The organism is Staphylococcus sp. ACRSN, assembly GCF_022346615.1.
In the GTDB taxonomy this organism is placed as follows: Bacteria; Bacillota; Bacilli; order Staphylococcales; family Staphylococcaceae; genus Staphylococcus.
Genome location: NZ_JAKRNS010000002.1, coordinates 140,807 through 156,915, shown reverse-complemented (window position 1 = coordinate 156,915; position 16,109 = coordinate 140,807). Strand labels below are relative to the sequence as shown.

The window sequence follows — 16,109 nt, the reverse complement described above, 5'->3', positions numbered from 1 at the left end:
TAAGTAACATACATCATATTATCATCTTCCATTGATATAAAAGTTAACTCACTCCTTTTAATCACATTAATTAGAGTTTCTATACATAATATCTCATCATTTTCATAAATATCTATATTTATGTAACATCGTCATTGTTATCGCTTACATTATTACTACTAATAAAAGAGCGTGCGTATCCAAAGAATAGATACGCACGCTCTTTTATATTTTAAACATACTCATATTTTATTTATGTGACTAATACTGAGCACAATCTAAATTACTATTATCTCATTAATCTTTAGGCTTATAATCTTTCTCAAACTTGTTGTACTTAGCATGTTTGATATTCTCTTTTGTTTCTGAGTCAAATGCCTGAACTACTATGCCTTTATATGTGGCTATTGGTTGAACAACATAAGTTAAATCCTTATCGTCTTTAAACTTAACTTCTTTATAATATAATCCTTTTTTAGCACTATATAATGTTTTTTCTGACTGAACTTTCTGAGTTAAATTCTCTTCTTTCAAATAATTGTCTACAAGTTCTAAGTTTTTATGTCCTTGATACGTTCTTAGACAAAAGAAAAACACGACTGCAATAATTAATGACAGCACGAGTAGCCCAAATATTTTTAAAAATGTCTTCATATTTATAATTCTCCTCTATTTCAAACAAATTAATTCTCAAAAGCGATTTTCAAATCTAACCTTTATATGAATTTAAAATTTAATTATATGTAATGATATTAGTATGACTTATAACTATGTAATTATAAAGACATAAGTTATTTTTGTAACAAAATATTCTTATATTTATTCTTTTTAAAAAAACCACAACAGGAAACAAGCTATTTAATAATGATTAATTAAGTATACGTAACACTAATACTTTTGTAGAAATAAGGTTTATTAAAACTATATATATAACAGTTCTAAGTGGGCGCAACCATTCCTTGACAGAGCACATACTTCATAATAAGGTTAACATTCAAAAGGGGTGATTAAATGGAGGAAAAAGATAGTAATCTAGAAAGACAACTTTGTTTTCTATTCTATGTTTCTTCAAAGGAAATTATTAAAAAGTATACTTCATATTTAAAAGAGTTCGATTTAACTTATACTGGTTATATTGTCTTACTCGCAATTGAATTAGACGATAAAATTAATATTAAAACGCTTGGAGAACGTGTATTCTTAGATTCAGGTACACTAACACCTTTATTAAAAAAACTTGAGAAAAAAGGTTATGTGACACGAACACGTGAAATTGATGATGAGCGTAATTTACAAATTGAACTAACTGACAAAGGTGTTAATGTTAAAGAACCGTTATTAGGCATATCAAAAAAAGTATTTAGCGAATTTGATATGGAAAAAGAAGAAGCAATTGAATTAAAAGAAACATTACAAAAATTTGTAAATAAACATTTTACAAAAGAAATTTAATATATACTTATGAGGTAAATTAAAAGTGAGAAGTTACAATGACGTTGACATTCTAAATCTTTTGGTTGCCTCTTTTTTATTATTTATGAAAATACACATTTTAATATCTTAAATATCTACTACGCTAACTACCACACATTATTAAATCATAAAATTTATCAATACCAAGTCTTTGACTTTGACTTTCTTTGACTATAGTTTTATAATGAAATCACAAAGTTAAAGGAGAGGTGTTTTATAGATGATTCAATATAGACAAACTCGCAATTTACCAATTGATATGATTGATAGTATGCTTCTCGGAAATCCAAGTTTCAAAGTAAATGTTTATCAACAAAATAATAACTACACGATTACTGCAGAACTTCCTGGCTTTAATAAAGAAGATATTAATATTGAATACGACAACAATATTTTAACTATCTCTGCAGAGCATTCTGATAAGGAAAATACTAATGATGAACAACATTATTTGATTCGTGAAAGAAATGCTAAAAAGCAAAGTAGACAATTTATATTCAAACACATTGATACTGCAAATATTAATGCAACAATGGAAAATGGTATGCTCATAGTTAATTTACCAATGAAACAAAGTAAAACAAAAATTTCTATTGATTAATACAGAATAATATACTAATTAAGGAGTGATTGATTATGGCTTTTGAAAAGAAACCATTTAACAATTCTATTTTTGACGTAAATCCTAGTGACTTATTTAAAGATTTTGGAAAGCAAATATTTGATCAATTCCCAAATAACACACAAATCAAATCTGATGTATCAGAACTTGAAGATTATTATCTAATTGAAGCAGAACTACCGGGTATCAAAAAGGAAAATATAAGTTTAGCATTTGATAAGAATGTTTTAACTATTGAGGCAAAGCAAACTCAATTAAATAATGAAGAAGATTCAGCTGGCAAAATAATTCATCAAGAACGTAGTTATAGCGACTTAAAACGACAATTTACATTTGATAATGTTGATGAACAAAAAATTAGCGCTGCGCACGACAATGGTATCTTACGCGTAACATTACCAAAATTGCCTGACCAAGAGAATAAAGCAACACGTATAGAAGTGAATTAAAGTTAATTTTTAAATTATTTGATAAGTAACACCATATGTATACCGAAATGGTGTGAAACAAAAACACATTCATTTATATTTTCTTGATGTTCCACATCACTATAAACAGTGATTTTAATATATATCAAAAGCGTCCGCAGTGTTATTGCACTGTGGACGCTTTATTTATATTTATTGTTTTAAACTTAAATTATCACGTTTTACAATATGATACATCGTTATAATTGCAATAACACCAAATAGTGCTAAAAATACAAATGCTAAATGGCTCGTATCAGTTAATCCAGTAATGTATGCTATGACGATTGGTGGAAAGAAACCACCTAATCCGCCCATCATAGAAACAATACCGTTTGCTGCACCGGACTCTTTAGCCAAATAATAAGTTAATTGAGCATCGTTAAATAATTGTCCAAAGTTTTCATTCACAACTTCATTAACACCTGGACGATTCATGCCATGTAACACAAGAATATTTACAGTCACATCCAGCCCTCCTCCATACACTTGCATTGTAATACAATTTCGATTTATTTTGTGATAATTTTCACAATTTACTATAAAAATAGGGAATCCCCTTAGATTACTTTTAAAGGGATTCCCTGTAATTTATTAAAATGGCGGTAATCCTAATACATCTTCATCAAAGCGTTCAGGTATCAATACCTTTCTCATGATAACGCCTAAATCACCATCTTCACTTTCATGTTTTGCATATACTTCATAACCACGCTTTTTGTATATATCTAATAGCCATGGATGTTTCCTCGCTGAGGTTCCTAGTGTTACCGCTGGTGCCTTTAATGTATCTCTTAAATATGTTTCTTCAACATATTTTAACAATTTACTACCTAAACCATGGCCATCATAACTTGGTTTTGTAGCAAACCACCATACAAATGGATATCCAGAAATACGACGTTTTCCTTCCCAAGGATAACGAACAGTAATCGTAGATATGATTTCAGTTTCATTTTCCAAGACAAAAGTAGTACTTTTCACAATATTTTGTGTTACTAAATCAACGTCAGCATTAACAGATGGCCAATCAATTCCCAACTCTCTTAAAGGTGTAAATGCTTCATACATAAGTCTTTGAATTTCCTCAGCGTCACCTTGGTTTGCCACACGGATATTATATTCAGACATGTTGTCACTTCCTTATGCTAATATATTTATCGATACAAGTTATAATATGCAATGTAAATAACTTCTATTGAATCATATGAATACAATATTGTTTCTGTTAATGGTAGTCAATTGAAATGTTTCAAAATGAAGTAATAAATTACCAAAAGAAAAATATTCTCAATATTTCTATAACAATCAGTATGTTTTCTGTTCTAACTAATTATTCTATTGCTTCTTTCATTGCACATCATAAGTAAATAACGTAAAATCAACCTGTATTAATTTATAGCACAAGTTAACTGCAAAGGAGGCACAACATGAACACTCAATTTTCTGTCGCCATTCACATTCTCACATTGTTAGCTACTGAAAAAGAACCTGTATCAAGTCAATATATTGCATCTAGCATAAATAGCAATGCTACACTTGTTAGGAAAATCTGTCGCTACTTAAAAGACGGTAATCTAATTGATAGTAGTCAAGGCGTTTCAGGATATAGCCTTAAAAAAGCTGCAACTTCTATATTATTAGGTAAAGTATTTCAAGTTATTTTTGACTCTGAAACACACTTTGCAAAAATTCATGGCAACACAAATCCTGATTGTTATGTCGGAAAAAACATCAGCAATGCATTAGATTCTATTTATAGTGAAGTAGATCAAGCAATACTAAATAAATTGAATGATTACTCCGTACAAGACGTCATTAATCGATTTGATTAACATAAGGTTTAACTAAAAAAGCTAGACTATGGATACCTAACACTAAAACAGTTAGTATCCATAGTCTAGCTTTTTATTTTTGTGAAGGTATATAAAAATGAGCATTTTCATAATGGTATAACAATTGAGAACAATCAAAAGGAATACCAGTAGTTGTGTAAAAAATTTGTTCATATCTCAAACATGGATCTGATGCTGATAGATTAAGCAATGAAGCTTCATCGATATCTAATTTATCTACTGTGAAATAAATATCCGAAAACCCAATTTTAACTTTCAAATTTTTTTCTAAGTATCTGAAAATAGAACCTTCAGCAATAGAAGTATCAAGATATAATACAATGTCCTTATTGAAATACGATTTTTCATAACATAATACGTTACCATCTATATGAACAATTCGTTCTAGAACATAAACCTCAGTACCTTCATTAAGCTTTAATTTCTGACGCACTTCCTCTGGAGCTGGTACTTCATCTACTCTAATCACATGATTCGTTACAGAATGTCCAACAATTTCATCGCTAAATCCACTTGATGAAAATAAATTCAAATAGCCATCTCTTTTTTGATTACGAACATATATCCCACTTCCACGTGCTAAATATATACTTCCTTTTTTCTCTAAAGCTTCTAGCGCCTTAATGATTGTACTTTTACTTACATTATATTTTTCTTTTAAAGCTTCTACACTAGGTAATTTATCTCCAGCTTGAAAATGACCTTCACTGATAAATGTATTAATTTGTAATGCAATTTGTTCATATTTGAGCATTGGCCTACCCCTCTTACGATTAATTCAAATTATTATAACATGAACTATATTTTAACATATATACAATTATTTTGTTAGGGTCTTTACAAATTATACCGGTATAATTATAATGAAATAAATCGCTTACATATTATGTGATGAATTTTTAGAAAAAGGAGTTGTTTAGAATGGCAGATAAAAACCAATTATTAGCTCAGCAAGTGCTAGACGCTGTTGGTGGTGAAGAAAACCTTGTCAACAGTACACACTGTGCAACGAGATTGCGTTTAGTACTAAAACGATCTATACCTGATGCCCACAAAAAAGTTTCCGACATAGACGGCGTCGTTACCGTTGTAGAAAATAATGGTCAATTCCAAGTCGTTATTGGGAATAATGTCGGTGAGGTCTATAAATCATTTGAAGCATTGTTGGGAGATACTTCAAGTGAAAATTCAAACTCTGAACAGGAAAATAAAGGCACCATCGTTAACCGAATTGTAGCAACGATGTCAGCAGTATTTGCACCTTTCATCTATATATTGGCTGCTGCCGGAATCCTCCAAGGTTTGCTCATCGTTATAAATCTTATAGCGCCCGCATTTAAACAGACTGGAACATATGAAGTATTCAATTTTATATCCTGGGCACCCTTTACTTTCTTACCCATCTTTATCGCAATAACCGCTTCAAGACATTTTAATGTAAATATGTATATCGCAGTAGCCTGTGCTGCAGCACTTGTTAGCCCTGACTTAACCGGTATTGTCAGCAAAATACAACATGGTGAAAGCGTAAGTTTATTTGGTATTCCTTTGACAGAAACTAGTTATACGTCATCAGTCCTCCCACCTCTATTATTGGTGTGGATCCTTTCTTACGTAGAAAAGTATTTGAATAAATGGATTCATGATGTAGTTAAACCTTTATTCACTCCATTTTTTAGTATTGTTATCATGGTGCCACTAACTCTTTTAATCATAGGTCCTATCTCAACATTAGCCGCTCATGGAATTGCAGGAGGCTTTAATTATCTTGTTGCTGTTGCACCATGGTTAGCAGGTGCTTTAATTGGTGGCTTTTGGCAAGTATTTGTAATATTCGGAGTTCATTGGGGAATTACACCAGTTATATTGGCCAATTTTGAACAGCATAAAAGTGATGCTTTCCAGGCATTTCAAACAATTGCCGTCATCTCACAATTCGGAGCAGTTATCGGTGTATTGATCAAAACGAAACGCACAGAAATCAAACGTGTTGCATCCTCTGCAGGTATCACAGCAATCTTTGGTATTACGGAACCAGCTATGTATGGTGTTAATATACGATTTAAAAAGCCTTTTATTATCGCTTGTATTAGTGGGGCAATTGGCGCATTTGTAGCAAGTTTCTTTAATCCAAAATACTATGCATATGCTGGTTTGCCTGGTCCTATCACAGTAGTCAATGGCTATAGTAGTGATAATCCTACATCTATATGGGGGATATTGATTGGTAGTGCAATTGCGATTATCTTACCAATTGTACTTATTCAAATATTTGGTTATGGAGATGATACAACAGAAGATGTTGATGCATCAACGACTAACTCAAATAATAATTCTGTCATTCGAGATGACAACTTAGAAACAATTATTCATGCACCAATCCAAGGTTACGCTATTCCATTATCCGAAGTTAACGACCCTATTTTTGCACAAGGCATGATGGGACAAGGTTTAGCAATTAAACCGAGTGATACGACAATTGTCTCTCCTATCGAAGGTGTCGTCAGCATGATTGCGCCAAGTAAACATGCAATTGGCATTACGTCTTCAAATGGTGTTGAACTATTGATACATGTAGGCTTGGATACCGTACAATTGAACGGTGAAGGCTTTGAATTACATGTTAAAGAAAATGATCATATCAAAGTTAATCAAGAATTAATACATTTTGATAAATCACACATTGAACAACAAGGTTACGATACTGTAATTCCGATTATTATTACGAATTCTTCTGAATTTGAAGAAATAATATTAAACATACCTGATAACGGAAATGTAGATGACGAACTAATGACAGTTATTAGTAAATAAAACTAAAGGAGTTTGATTAATATGAGTAAATTATCTAAAGATTTTCTATGGGGTGGCGCACTTGCTGCGAATCAATTTGAAGGCGGTTATGATCAAGGTGGCAAAGGGTTAAGTGTTATTGATGTCATGACAGCTGGAGAACATGGAAAGGCACGAAAAATCACACAAGATGTTGATCCAAACGAGTATTATCCAAATCATGTTGGCATAGATTTTTATCATCGTTATAAAGAAGATATCGCATTATTTAATGAAATGGGCCTGAAATGTTTAAGAACATCTATTGCTTGGTCACGAATCTTTCCAAATGGTGATGAAATAAAACCAAATGAAGAAGGATTGCAATTTTATGATGATATCTTCGATGAATTATTAAAATATGGCATCGAACCCGTTATCACATTATCCCATTTCGAAATGCCATTACACCTAGCTAGAGAATACGGTGGTTTTAGAAATAGAAAAGTTGCAGATTTTTTTGCACACTTTGCTGAAGTTGTATTTGAACGTTATCAAAATAAAGTTAAATATTGGATGACCTTTAATGAAATAAACAACCAAATGGATACTGACAATCCTATATTTTTATGGACGAATTCGGGTGTGCAAGTTGGCGATGATGAAAATCCTGAAGCAGTACTTTATCAAGTTGCACATAATGAATTAATCGCAAGTGCAAAAGCTGTTAAAATTGGTAAATCAATTAATCCTGATTTTGAAATTGGCTTGATGATTTCACATGTAGCAATTTATCCTTATTCTTGCAATCCTGAAGATATGATGGAATCAGTAAAAGCAAATCGTTTACGCTATTTCTTCCCTGATGTACAAGTACGTGGGTATTATCCTGGTTATGCTAATAAAATGTTCGAACAAAAAGGATACGACATAGGTTGGCAAGAAGGAGATGATGAAATATTAAAAGCTGGTACTGTAGACTACATTGGCTTTAGTTATTATATGACAACTGTTGTTAAGCAAGATGCTGAAACATATACAGGTGAAAATGTTACAAACGGTGGCTTAGCAAACTCTGTCGATAATCCTTATATCCAACAAAGTGATTGGGGATGGGCAATCGATCCAACAGGATTACGCTATACCTTAAATGTTTTATATGATCGTTATCAAATACCACTATTTATCGTAGAAAATGGTTTCGGTGCTATTGATGAATTTGATGAAAAAGGTGAAATACATGATAGTTATCGTATCGATTACTTAAAAGCTCATATCGATGCTGCTATAAAAGCAGTTGATGAAGATGGTGTTGACTTGATGGGTTATACACCTTGGGGAATTATTGATATTATTTCCTTTACTACAGGAGAAATGAAAAAACGTTACGGTTTAATATATGTAGACAGAGACAACGCAGGTAATGGAACGTTAGAACGTAAAAAGAAAGCCTCATTTGATTGGTATAAAAAAGTCATTGAAAGTAACGGTGAAAATTTAGACGGATAATTTAAAACAACCCATTCAGGGTATGTACTGAATGGGTTGTTTTTATCAATATAAATATCTAATATACAGTTTGTGTTACATTACTGCGCGTTACATAACTACATATTATGCGTTGGCTTTAAATTTACTTAAAACCTTTAAACCATATGCAAAAATACCATAACCTGCTAATGTACGCATAAACCATTTTAATCCATGATTACTCATACATTTCTCATTTAATAATAAGGTTGGTATTAAAGTACTGAATGAATAAAGAAATAAAACTTTAACATAACGTTTATTCAAAGCACTCACCTCTTTTCATTTCTATTATATCCATAATAGTAAAAAAAGAGGCCTTATATTTTTAACATATTTTTGACATTTATAATGTCACAATTAACTTCTCTAAATTATCAAAAGTACTATTCATACCCGCTTCAACTCCCATATTTAATAAATCTTGAGCTGATTGGGCATCTGGTAACACTGATACCGATTCAATTTCTGTTTCATCTTTATTAATTTGATTTAAGTTGATTATATTATGCATACCTGCCATATTTTTATTTATATTACCTTCACTATCTGCAAAATAATCAAAATAATCAATAGTTGAAGGAGCTACAACTTTGTTATATTTCGTTACAGTATAGCTCGTTCCTTCTGATGTATGAATTGCAAAAAATGCATCTCCACCACCCCTTACATCAAACTTAAATATTTCAGTTGAACCACCTTCTGGATGAAACCAAGATTTAAATAACTGTTCATCTGTATAGGATTTAAACACATTTTCAACTGTTGTATTAAAAGTTCTTGTGAAAATAATTTTATTATTATCTACTTTAATACTCATATTAAGATTCTCCTTCATTCATAATTACATAGGATGTCACTGTTTTAATCTTGGCATCTTTCTTATGATTTTCAAATTCAAAGAAATCTGCGAACCATAATTTAGAACCATCACTTTGCAATTGCTCGCCGTGCATAGAACCTATTTTTCCATGTGAAATAGTATCATTTATAACTATATGCTTAATATCTACTTGATGTTCACGCAACTCATTATAAAATTCTTCCACACCATTCAATTCAAATGCATTAGGTACTTTCCATATAAAATTTTTACTTAATACCGAATCTAACTTTTCTTTATCACATTGAGCTGATGCAATTAAAAAATCAAACATCATTCGCCTTTTTGGAGCATTATCGCATTGTAGATCACCAATAAGCTCAAAAGGTAAACCTTCTCCGGTTATATTTTTAAAATGCAAACCCTGGTTTTTGAGCGCTTCTTCTAATAATTTAATTGCTTTCGGTCCAACACCATGAATATCTAACAATGTCGTTTTATTATAGTGTGCAACGTCTTCCAAACTTGATATGCCATATGCATTCAATGCACGAGTTGCTGGTTTACCTATTTTTGGCAAGTCCATTCCCATTCTATCTCCCCTTTCTTAAATAACTTATACCCAAACTATTGCTATTTAACATTTTCATAGTGTACAAAACTTAAAAGCGGTTGCACAAAAAAGACGACTTATAACTATACGAAATAGTTATAAGCCGTCTTAAAAAGCAATTACTTATTTATTAATCTTCAAGAGCAAATTCTAAGCTTACTTGGAAATGAACTTCTTTACCTAACATGAGTCCACCTGTTTCTAATGGTTGATTAAATGTAATACCATATTTATCACGATCTACTGATCCGTTAATAATAAATCCAACTGTTTCTGCACCATTCATTGGGTTTTTACTTTTACCTTCATATGATAAATCAAATGTTTCTTGTTGTGTTTCACCCTTAATTGTTAAATCACCTGTTACAGTATTGTCATTTGTATTTGTAATTACAAATTTAATTTCAGGGTAATTTGCAACATCAAAGAAATCTTCACCTTTTAAATGTGCATCACGATCAGCAACACGAGTGTCGATTGAATCTACATTGATAGTAAATTCACCTTTAAGTGTGCTTAAATCATTGATATCTCCATCTGCCTTTGCATCGAATTCATTAAATCTACCTTTCACATTTGAAATAACCAAGTGTTTAATTGAAAATTCAATTGCTGAATGTGCTGGATCAAAGTTAAAAGTTGTCATACATCATACCTCCAAAGTTATTAAGATACATTTATTATACCAAGTATATTTATTATATCAAAATTAATGCTCATTCTCTGTTGATATTTTTTATTCCCTTTTATCAACTTTTTACTCATATAACACCAATACATTTAACAGTTAAATTACAATCATTTAATGTGCTAGCATATCTTCCTTAACTTCATCATCTTTTTGATTTGCAGGATAGTACGTAGGCCAATTATCTACTTCTTTTAATAATTTTTGTTTATCGTTACCCATGAAAATATGGAAATGTGCTGCTTTCTTTGGTGCTATATTATGATCACTAAATTGTACGTACTTAGGCAAGTCTTGGTTAGATTCCCCTTTTAATTTAAAAGTAAATCTGACACCACGATTACCTTTGTCATATTTCAAGACTTCTTTACCATCATAATCATACTGTCCTTCAACAGTCTTTCCGTTCTTAGTAAATGTAATTACATTATCAGCTATTTTAATATTATCTACATTTGTTTTATATCCTTTTTCATAATAATCTTTGTATTCTTTTTCACTCATAGAATCATCTTCTTTAGCTTTATGTTTCATAACAGCGTCTAACGTTCCATCTTTCAATAAAGGATAAACTGATTTCCAATTCCCATTATAATCAGATAATGCTCTATCTTTTATTTGATTATCTTTAAAATAACCATCAGATATAGCTTTCTCATGTTTTTCATCATTGTCCGACGTAGTTGTTTTAACCTTTGGATTTAAAGCTTTACCAATTTGCTTAATATTATTATTCATAAGTGATTGGAAAGAAATGTTATCATCTTTCGTTTGTTCTTTAGTCATAGATTCCATATTATAAAATTTTAGTGGTTTCGCAGATGTTTCTTTACGTATTGTATCTGTTACTTTATGTGAAACATTGTCTTCATATAATATATATTTCGCACCAGAGCTTTTTATTTCCTTCACAATTTTAGTTAAATCTTTTTGAGAAGGATCTTCTGCGTTCATGTTTTGAACTCCTTTTTGTACAAAACCATAACGTTCTGCTAAATACCCAATAGATTCATGTGAAATAAAGATCGTACTACCTTCTTTACCTTTAACTGTTTCTTTCATTTTACTATCAATTTTCTCAAGATCTTTGTTCAATTTTTTATAATTTTTTTCATAATAAGCTTTATGCTTTGGATCTTTTTTAACTAATTCATCTTTAATTTCTTTAGCAAATGTTTGGTCAAATTTAGTATCTAACCAAACATGTGGATCATAACCTCCGTGATGATGGTGATGATGTTCATGTTCACTTTCCTCACCTTCATGGTGATGTTGATCTGTTAATAGTTGAGACATATCTAATTTCTCTTCTAAAGATAATTTTTTATCTTTATCTTTAATCGTTTTCGCTATTTTCTTCGAAACAGGGTCTAGATTATCCCCTGTATAAATAAACAGGTCAGATTTATTAGTATTAATAATATCTTTTTGTGTTGGTTCATAGTCATGTAAATCTGTACCCGCCGGATAAATTGATTTAACCGATACGTGTTTGCCACCAATTTGTTCTGTAAATGACTTTAATGGATATACAGTAGTATTGACTTTAATTTTGTCCTTCTTCTTGTCATCATCTGCATCGCCTTTCCCACAGGCAGTTGCTAAAACTACTATAGTTGCAACTAAAAATAATATGTATAATGATTTTTTCATAAAATCCTCCTTAAATAGTAATCGTTACGATTTAAAATTATAGACGGACATCCTAAAAAAAGCAATAGCTCAAATCCTTTTTTCGTAATTGTTTCGATTTAATATAAAGAAACGCACTATTTGTCACAGTTCAACGAATTAAAATGCATTGCATATCATAACTATTTCATTTAAATATTATTTTATAATTAGGAAACTTTGTATAAGGTAAATAAACCCTATAATAAAATTAGAGTACTATGCTTAACATACAAGCCACCTCTATAAAACAATAAAAAAATAGCCATGACAAAAGCTCCATCATCATAGACTTTGTCATAGCTATTTACATATTGGTTTTCTATATCCCATAATACGTGACTAGATTTTCCTAGAAAATAAATCTTGTTTTAAATCATCAATCCACAATACTCATAAATAATGTATTATTTAAACTATTCATTTAGTAATTTCTTATAATTACTATATTTATAAGGATCTTTTACTTTTTTTCCATTGATAAATACTGTAGGTGCTGTATCTATATGATTTTCTTTATATTGTTTTCTATCTTTTTTAGCTGCCTTCCAAGATTCACTATTTTCTTTTTTATAGTCGTTTTTTATTTTTGTTTTAGTATTTGTTGAAATATCCAATTGATCTATCTGTTTATCTACTAATTTTGTAGTAATCCAAGGTTTTTCATTGTCAGGTTGTTGTTTAAACATTAACTTTTGGAAAGTTAAATATGAATTTGGTGCTAATCTTTGAACTGCATGTCCAGCGCGGGAACCAATGATAGAGTCTTTTCCTAAAAATGCCATATTTACAAATTGATAGTTAACTTTTCCTTTATCAATGTATTCGTGCTTTAACTTTGGCATAACTTTATTTTCTACTTTTTTACAATATGGGCATTTAAAGTCACCGTACTCGATAATTCTTATTTTTCCATCTTTATCTACTTTATCATCTTTATGTACATTGTCACTGTTACCACAAGCTGACAATAATATAATGCATGCTAGCAAGCTCAAACTCATCCATAGTTTTTTCATATTTGTTGTGCACACCTCGTTTGTTGTTTCATACATTAAAATAAACTATTCATTTAAGTTCATATTCTCTTCTTCATAATCAGCATCTTCTTTATGTTTTTGATAATAGCCTTTTGAATTAAATGCTTTTAAATATTTTGCTTTACCATCTTTAAATTGATAAGTAAAATACTGTGCTTCAGCATCATTTTTTAAAGGCTTATAAGCAATCATTACATATTTGCCATCATCAAACACATAGATATTTGCTTCTTTTTTATCAAATTTCTTATCTACGTCTTCTTTGTGGTCTTTATGTAAATGAGTTTGATATTTTTGCTGTTTATTAGAAGCTTTATCTATTTTATCTGCATATTTGCCACTACTACAAGCAGTTGCAATCATTAAAATGGCTACCGCCATAACGAATAACTTTTTCATTTAAAACATCTCCTATTACCCTTTAACACTTACATTAGTATACATTTTAAATCCGTACATAATATCATACAATGAATACTTAAATTCTTCTATATTAATTTAACATATAACTATCTAATTATAATACCTCAAACTTTAGTTGTAATGATTAGTTTATAATATGCTATTACAATTCATATTTGGTATAATAGTTATATGCCAATCAACTTAATAAGAAATTTTTAAGTTGGTTTTTTAAGGAGGAAAATAAACTATATGCAATTTGTGAATATTACCCCCGAAGAGTTCGAAAAATTTACACAAAATAACTTTTCTCATTACACACAAACACGTGTTTATTTTAACTCTCGTAATCAAATTCAAGGCGATGCCCATCTTCTTGGTGTAAAAAATGATGATAATGAAGTTATTGCTGCCGGTATGTTTACCGAAGCACGAGCTTTAAAGTTCTTTAAATATTTTTATAGCCAACGTGGACCTGTGATGGATTATAACAATATCGCACTTGTAGACTTTTATTTTAAATCACTTACAGCGTATCTAAAAAAACATAACTGTCTTTACGTCTTACTAGATCCATATATATTAGAAAATATACGCAATGCTGATGGCGAAATTTTAAAGTCTTTTGACAATAGAAGTTTAATTCCAACATTGAATCAACTAGGATATCAACATCAAGGTTATAGTGTAGGTTACTCTCAAACAAGCCAGATTCGTTGGCATTCTGTTTTAGATTTAAAAGATAAAACACCTAACCAATTACTTAAAGAAATGGATTATCAAACGCGCCGAAATATCAAACGTACTGAAGAAATGGGTGTGAAAGTTACTACTTTACCTATTGAAGAAACAAATCGTTTTTTCAAATTATTTAAAATGGCTGAGGAAAAACACGGTTTTTCATTTCGTGATGAACCCTATTTCGAAGCCTTACAAAAAGCCTATAAAGGAAATGCTTTTCTACAATTAGCTTATATTGATTTGAAGGAATATCTTGATAGTTTAAAAACAAAGCATGCTGAACTTCAATCTGAATTAGTAGAAGTAGAAAAAGCCTTGCAAGAAAGTCCTAATTCGAAAAAGCAAAAAACCAAGCACACGCAATTAACGCAGCAAATCAATAGTACACAACGTAAAATAGATGATACTCAACAAACAATTGATACAGATGGTACTATTTTAGACTTAGCTTCTGCGATTTATATATACAATGATCATGAAGTTTATTATTTATCCAGTGGATCTAATCCTATGTATAACGCTTATATGGGTGCGTACAAATTGCAGTGGGAAATGATTAAATTCGCCAAAGCGCATAATATCGATTCTTATAATTTTTACGGTATTACCGGTGACTTTAGCGATAATGCCGAAGACTTTGGTGTACAACAATTTAAAAAAGGCTTTAATGCGCATGTACATGAATATATTGGTGATTTTGTTAAACCAATTCATCCACTCGTATACAAAATTGGTAAGTTAATTGGCAAATTATAACTAAATTAACCTGATTACTGCGAGTAGAATATGACATTAATATTACCTGCTAACATTGTTATTACATTGTTGGCAGGTTTTTTGTACTTTTTTATGTAGTACCTGTCTTTTGAATGTATCTTTCTTACAAATTTGTTTTACCAGTTGCAATTCTAAAAAACAAACCAACTTCATTAAAGTCATTGGTTTGCTTTAGGTAATTTATTATTAATTGTTTATATGCTACGTTCTATTTTAATTGCTAAAGCACCATATTCAAGTTCACTAGTCTGTGTATATATTTGATATATTTGAGCTAATTTTTGTGACAGTTGCATTTCTTCACTGAAGCCAACTTCAACATTAGTAAAATCTTTTAACAGTGCCTGAAACGTATCATATTTTTTAATTGCGATCACTTTAACCCGTTCCGTTTCTGAGGTAGAAAGATTGGTAAATACAATTTTATCTCCATGTTGAATCTGTTGTCTTTTTTCATCATTGAGCCGAATTTCAATTGTTTTCACACCCCTTTTTACAGACTGGAAAGGACTATCATTTAATTTCATATAGTGTTCCATATTTACCACCACTTTCTTTTTACAAACCTGCAAGGTGAAATTACTGCTAAAAAAATAATAACTGATAAAACTTCTACCATATTATATCAGAAGTTTTACCAGCTATTATATTTTGT

The 16,109-nt window shown here is 30.5% G+C and carries 18 protein-coding genes and 1 pseudogene; 7 read left to right on the top strand and 12 right to left on the bottom strand.

Annotated features, from left to right (window positions below; all coding sequences use genetic code 11):
- Window positions 1-276: 276 nt before the first annotated feature.
- The gene (locus tag MHZ36_RS02470) at window positions 277-633 is read right to left on the bottom strand and encodes a DUF3139 domain-containing protein (protein ID WP_239229403.1); all 357 of its coding nucleotides are present in this window, start codon (window positions 631-633) and stop codon (window positions 277-279) included.
- Between the two features lie 357 nt (window positions 634-990).
- Between MHZ36_RS02470 and MHZ36_RS02465 the strand changes: the two genes are divergently transcribed.
- From MHZ36_RS02465 to MHZ36_RS02455, 3 genes are all read left to right on the top strand, one after another.
- Window positions 991-1,431: a MarR family winged helix-turn-helix transcriptional regulator gene (locus tag MHZ36_RS02465; RefSeq protein WP_239229402.1), complete on the top strand. Its 441-nt coding sequence runs from the start codon at window positions 991-993 to the stop codon at window positions 1,429-1,431.
- A 241-nt stretch (window positions 1,432-1,672) separates the two neighbouring features.
- A complete protein-coding gene (locus tag MHZ36_RS02460) occupies window positions 1,673-2,053 on the top strand; it encodes an Hsp20/alpha crystallin family protein (RefSeq protein WP_239229401.1) in 381 nt (126 codons plus the stop codon).
- A gap of 35 nt (window positions 2,054-2,088) precedes the next feature.
- Window positions 2,089-2,523 (top strand): Hsp20/alpha crystallin family protein, encoded by a 435-nt coding sequence (locus MHZ36_RS02455; protein ID WP_239229400.1) that lies wholly within the window; start codon window positions 2,089-2,091, stop codon window positions 2,521-2,523.
- A 171-nt stretch (window positions 2,524-2,694) separates the two neighbouring features.
- On the opposite strand, the pseudogene MHZ36_RS02450 reads toward MHZ36_RS02455, so the two are convergent.
- Both MHZ36_RS02450 and MHZ36_RS02445 read right to left on the bottom strand, forming a co-directional pair.
- Window positions 2,695-2,904 (bottom strand): annotated as a pseudogene (locus tag MHZ36_RS02450) (MFS transporter); the annotation flags it as partial.
- A 231-nt stretch (window positions 2,905-3,135) separates the two neighbouring features.
- Window positions 3,136-3,672, bottom strand: a complete 537-nt coding sequence (locus tag MHZ36_RS02445) for a GNAT family N-acetyltransferase (RefSeq protein WP_239229399.1) — start codon at window positions 3,670-3,672, stop codon at window positions 3,136-3,138.
- Between the two features lie 299 nt (window positions 3,673-3,971).
- On the opposite strand from MHZ36_RS02445, the gene MHZ36_RS02440 reads away from it, so the two are divergent.
- A complete protein-coding gene (locus tag MHZ36_RS02440; RefSeq protein ID WP_239229398.1) occupies window positions 3,972-4,376 on the top strand; it encodes an Rrf2 family transcriptional regulator in 405 nt (134 codons plus the stop codon).
- 73 nt (window positions 4,377-4,449) lie between these two features.
- Here the strand turns inward: MHZ36_RS02440 and MHZ36_RS02435 are convergent, their stop codons facing one another.
- Entirely contained in the window at window positions 4,450-5,151 is a 702-nt protein-coding gene (locus MHZ36_RS02435; protein ID WP_239229397.1) for a GntR family transcriptional regulator, read from the bottom strand.
- Between the two features lie 167 nt (window positions 5,152-5,318).
- On the opposite strand from MHZ36_RS02435, the gene MHZ36_RS02430 reads away from it, so the two are divergent.
- The gene (locus MHZ36_RS02430) at window positions 5,319-7,211 is read left to right on the top strand and encodes a beta-glucoside-specific PTS transporter subunit IIABC (protein WP_239229396.1); all 1,893 of its coding nucleotides are present in this window, start codon (window positions 5,319-5,321) and stop codon (window positions 7,209-7,211) included.
- A 21-nt stretch (window positions 7,212-7,232) separates the two neighbouring features.
- Complete coding sequence (locus MHZ36_RS02425; RefSeq protein WP_239229394.1) at window positions 7,233-8,678, top strand: 6-phospho-beta-glucosidase; 1,446 nt, start codon at window positions 7,233-7,235, stop codon at window positions 8,676-8,678.
- A 105-nt stretch (window positions 8,679-8,783) separates the two neighbouring features.
- On the opposite strand, the gene MHZ36_RS02420 is transcribed toward MHZ36_RS02425, so the two are convergent.
- From MHZ36_RS02420 to MHZ36_RS02390, 7 genes are all read right to left on the bottom strand, one after another.
- Window positions 8,784-8,966: a hypothetical protein gene (locus tag MHZ36_RS02420; protein ID WP_239229392.1), complete on the bottom strand. Its 183-nt coding sequence runs from the start codon at window positions 8,964-8,966 to the stop codon at window positions 8,784-8,786.
- Between the two features lie 79 nt (window positions 8,967-9,045).
- Complete coding sequence (locus tag MHZ36_RS02415; RefSeq protein WP_239229390.1) at window positions 9,046-9,519, bottom strand: SRPBCC family protein; 474 nt, start codon at window positions 9,517-9,519, stop codon at window positions 9,046-9,048.
- Window position 9,520: 1 nt separating this feature from the next.
- Window positions 9,521-10,108, bottom strand: coding sequence for a helix-hairpin-helix domain-containing protein (locus MHZ36_RS02410; RefSeq protein ID WP_239229638.1), 588 nt, complete (start codon window positions 10,106-10,108; stop codon window positions 9,521-9,523).
- 157 nt (window positions 10,109-10,265) lie between these two features.
- Complete coding sequence (locus tag MHZ36_RS02405) at window positions 10,266-10,781, bottom strand: YceI family protein (RefSeq protein ID WP_239229388.1); 516 nt, start codon at window positions 10,779-10,781, stop codon at window positions 10,266-10,268.
- Between the two features lie 156 nt (window positions 10,782-10,937).
- On the bottom strand, window positions 10,938-12,476 hold the full coding sequence (gene adcA, locus MHZ36_RS02400) for a zinc ABC transporter substrate-binding lipoprotein AdcA (RefSeq protein ID WP_239229386.1): 1,539 nt from the start codon (window positions 12,474-12,476) through the stop codon (window positions 10,938-10,940).
- A 434-nt stretch (window positions 12,477-12,910) separates the two neighbouring features.
- Window positions 12,911-13,513, bottom strand: coding sequence for a DsbA family protein (locus MHZ36_RS02395; RefSeq protein WP_239229384.1), 603 nt, complete (start codon window positions 13,511-13,513; stop codon window positions 12,911-12,913).
- A gap of 45 nt (window positions 13,514-13,558) precedes the next feature.
- The gene (locus MHZ36_RS02390; RefSeq protein ID WP_239229382.1) at window positions 13,559-13,933 is read right to left on the bottom strand and encodes a cystatin-like fold lipoprotein; all 375 of its coding nucleotides are present in this window, start codon (window positions 13,931-13,933) and stop codon (window positions 13,559-13,561) included.
- Between the two features lie 255 nt (window positions 13,934-14,188).
- Between MHZ36_RS02390 and MHZ36_RS02385 the strand changes: the two genes are divergently transcribed.
- Window positions 14,189-15,433: an aminoacyltransferase gene (locus MHZ36_RS02385; protein WP_239229381.1), complete on the top strand. Its 1,245-nt coding sequence runs from the start codon at window positions 14,189-14,191 to the stop codon at window positions 15,431-15,433.
- 215 nt (window positions 15,434-15,648) lie between these two features.
- On the opposite strand, the gene MHZ36_RS02380 is transcribed toward MHZ36_RS02385, so the two are convergent.
- Window positions 15,649-15,993 carry an ASCH domain-containing protein gene (locus MHZ36_RS02380; RefSeq protein WP_239229379.1) on the bottom strand — a complete coding sequence of 115 codons (345 nt, stop codon included), beginning with the start codon at window positions 15,991-15,993 and terminating at the stop codon, window positions 15,649-15,651.
- Between the last annotated feature and the right edge of the window lie 116 nt (window positions 15,994-16,109).

Bases quoted from the DNA above. Each gene is read 5' to 3' on its own strand.
- MHZ36_RS02415 (WP_239229390.1), bottom strand. From the start codon at position 9,519: ATGAGTATTAAAGTAGATAATAATAAAATTATTTTCACAAGAACTTTT.
- MHZ36_RS02455 (WP_239229400.1), top strand. From the start codon at position 2,089: ATGGCTTTTGAAAAGAAACCATTTAACAATTCTATTTTTGACGTAAAT.
- MHZ36_RS02405 (WP_239229388.1), bottom strand. From the start codon at position 10,781: ATGACAACTTTTAACTTTGATCCAGCACATTCAGCAATTGAATTTTCA.
- MHZ36_RS02425 (WP_239229394.1), top strand. From the start codon at position 7,233: ATGAGTAAATTATCTAAAGATTTTCTATGGGGTGGCGCACTTGCTGCG.
- MHZ36_RS02460 (WP_239229401.1), top strand. From the start codon at position 1,673: ATGATTCAATATAGACAAACTCGCAATTTACCAATTGATATGATTGAT.
- MHZ36_RS02435 (WP_239229397.1), bottom strand. From the start codon at position 5,151: ATGCTCAAATATGAACAAATTGCATTACAAATTAATACATTTATCAGT.
- MHZ36_RS02385 (WP_239229381.1), top strand. From the start codon at position 14,189: ATGCAATTTGTGAATATTACCCCCGAAGAGTTCGAAAAATTTACACAA.
- MHZ36_RS02445 (WP_239229399.1), bottom strand. From the start codon at position 3,672: ATGTCTGAATATAATATCCGTGTGGCAAACCAAGGTGACGCTGAGGAA.
- MHZ36_RS02440 (WP_239229398.1), top strand. From the start codon at position 3,972: ATGAACACTCAATTTTCTGTCGCCATTCACATTCTCACATTGTTAGCT.
- MHZ36_RS02465 (WP_239229402.1), top strand. From the start codon at position 991: ATGGAGGAAAAAGATAGTAATCTAGAAAGACAACTTTGTTTTCTATTC.
- MHZ36_RS02430 (WP_239229396.1), top strand. From the start codon at position 5,319: ATGGCAGATAAAAACCAATTATTAGCTCAGCAAGTGCTAGACGCTGTT.
- MHZ36_RS02390 (WP_239229382.1), bottom strand. From the start codon at position 13,933: ATGAAAAAGTTATTCGTTATGGCGGTAGCCATTTTAATGATTGCAACT.
- MHZ36_RS02410 (WP_239229638.1), bottom strand. From the start codon at position 10,108: ATGGACTTGCCAAAAATAGGTAAACCAGCAACTCGTGCATTGAATGCA.
- MHZ36_RS02380 (WP_239229379.1), bottom strand. From the start codon at position 15,993: ATGGAACACTATATGAAATTAAATGATAGTCCTTTCCAGTCTGTAAAA.
- adcA (WP_239229386.1), bottom strand. From the start codon at position 12,476: ATGAAAAAATCATTATACATATTATTTTTAGTTGCAACTATAGTAGTT.
- MHZ36_RS02395 (WP_239229384.1), bottom strand. From the start codon at position 13,513: ATGAAAAAACTATGGATGAGTTTGAGCTTGCTAGCATGCATTATATTA.
- MHZ36_RS02470 (WP_239229403.1), bottom strand. From the start codon at position 633: ATGAAGACATTTTTAAAAATATTTGGGCTACTCGTGCTGTCATTAATT.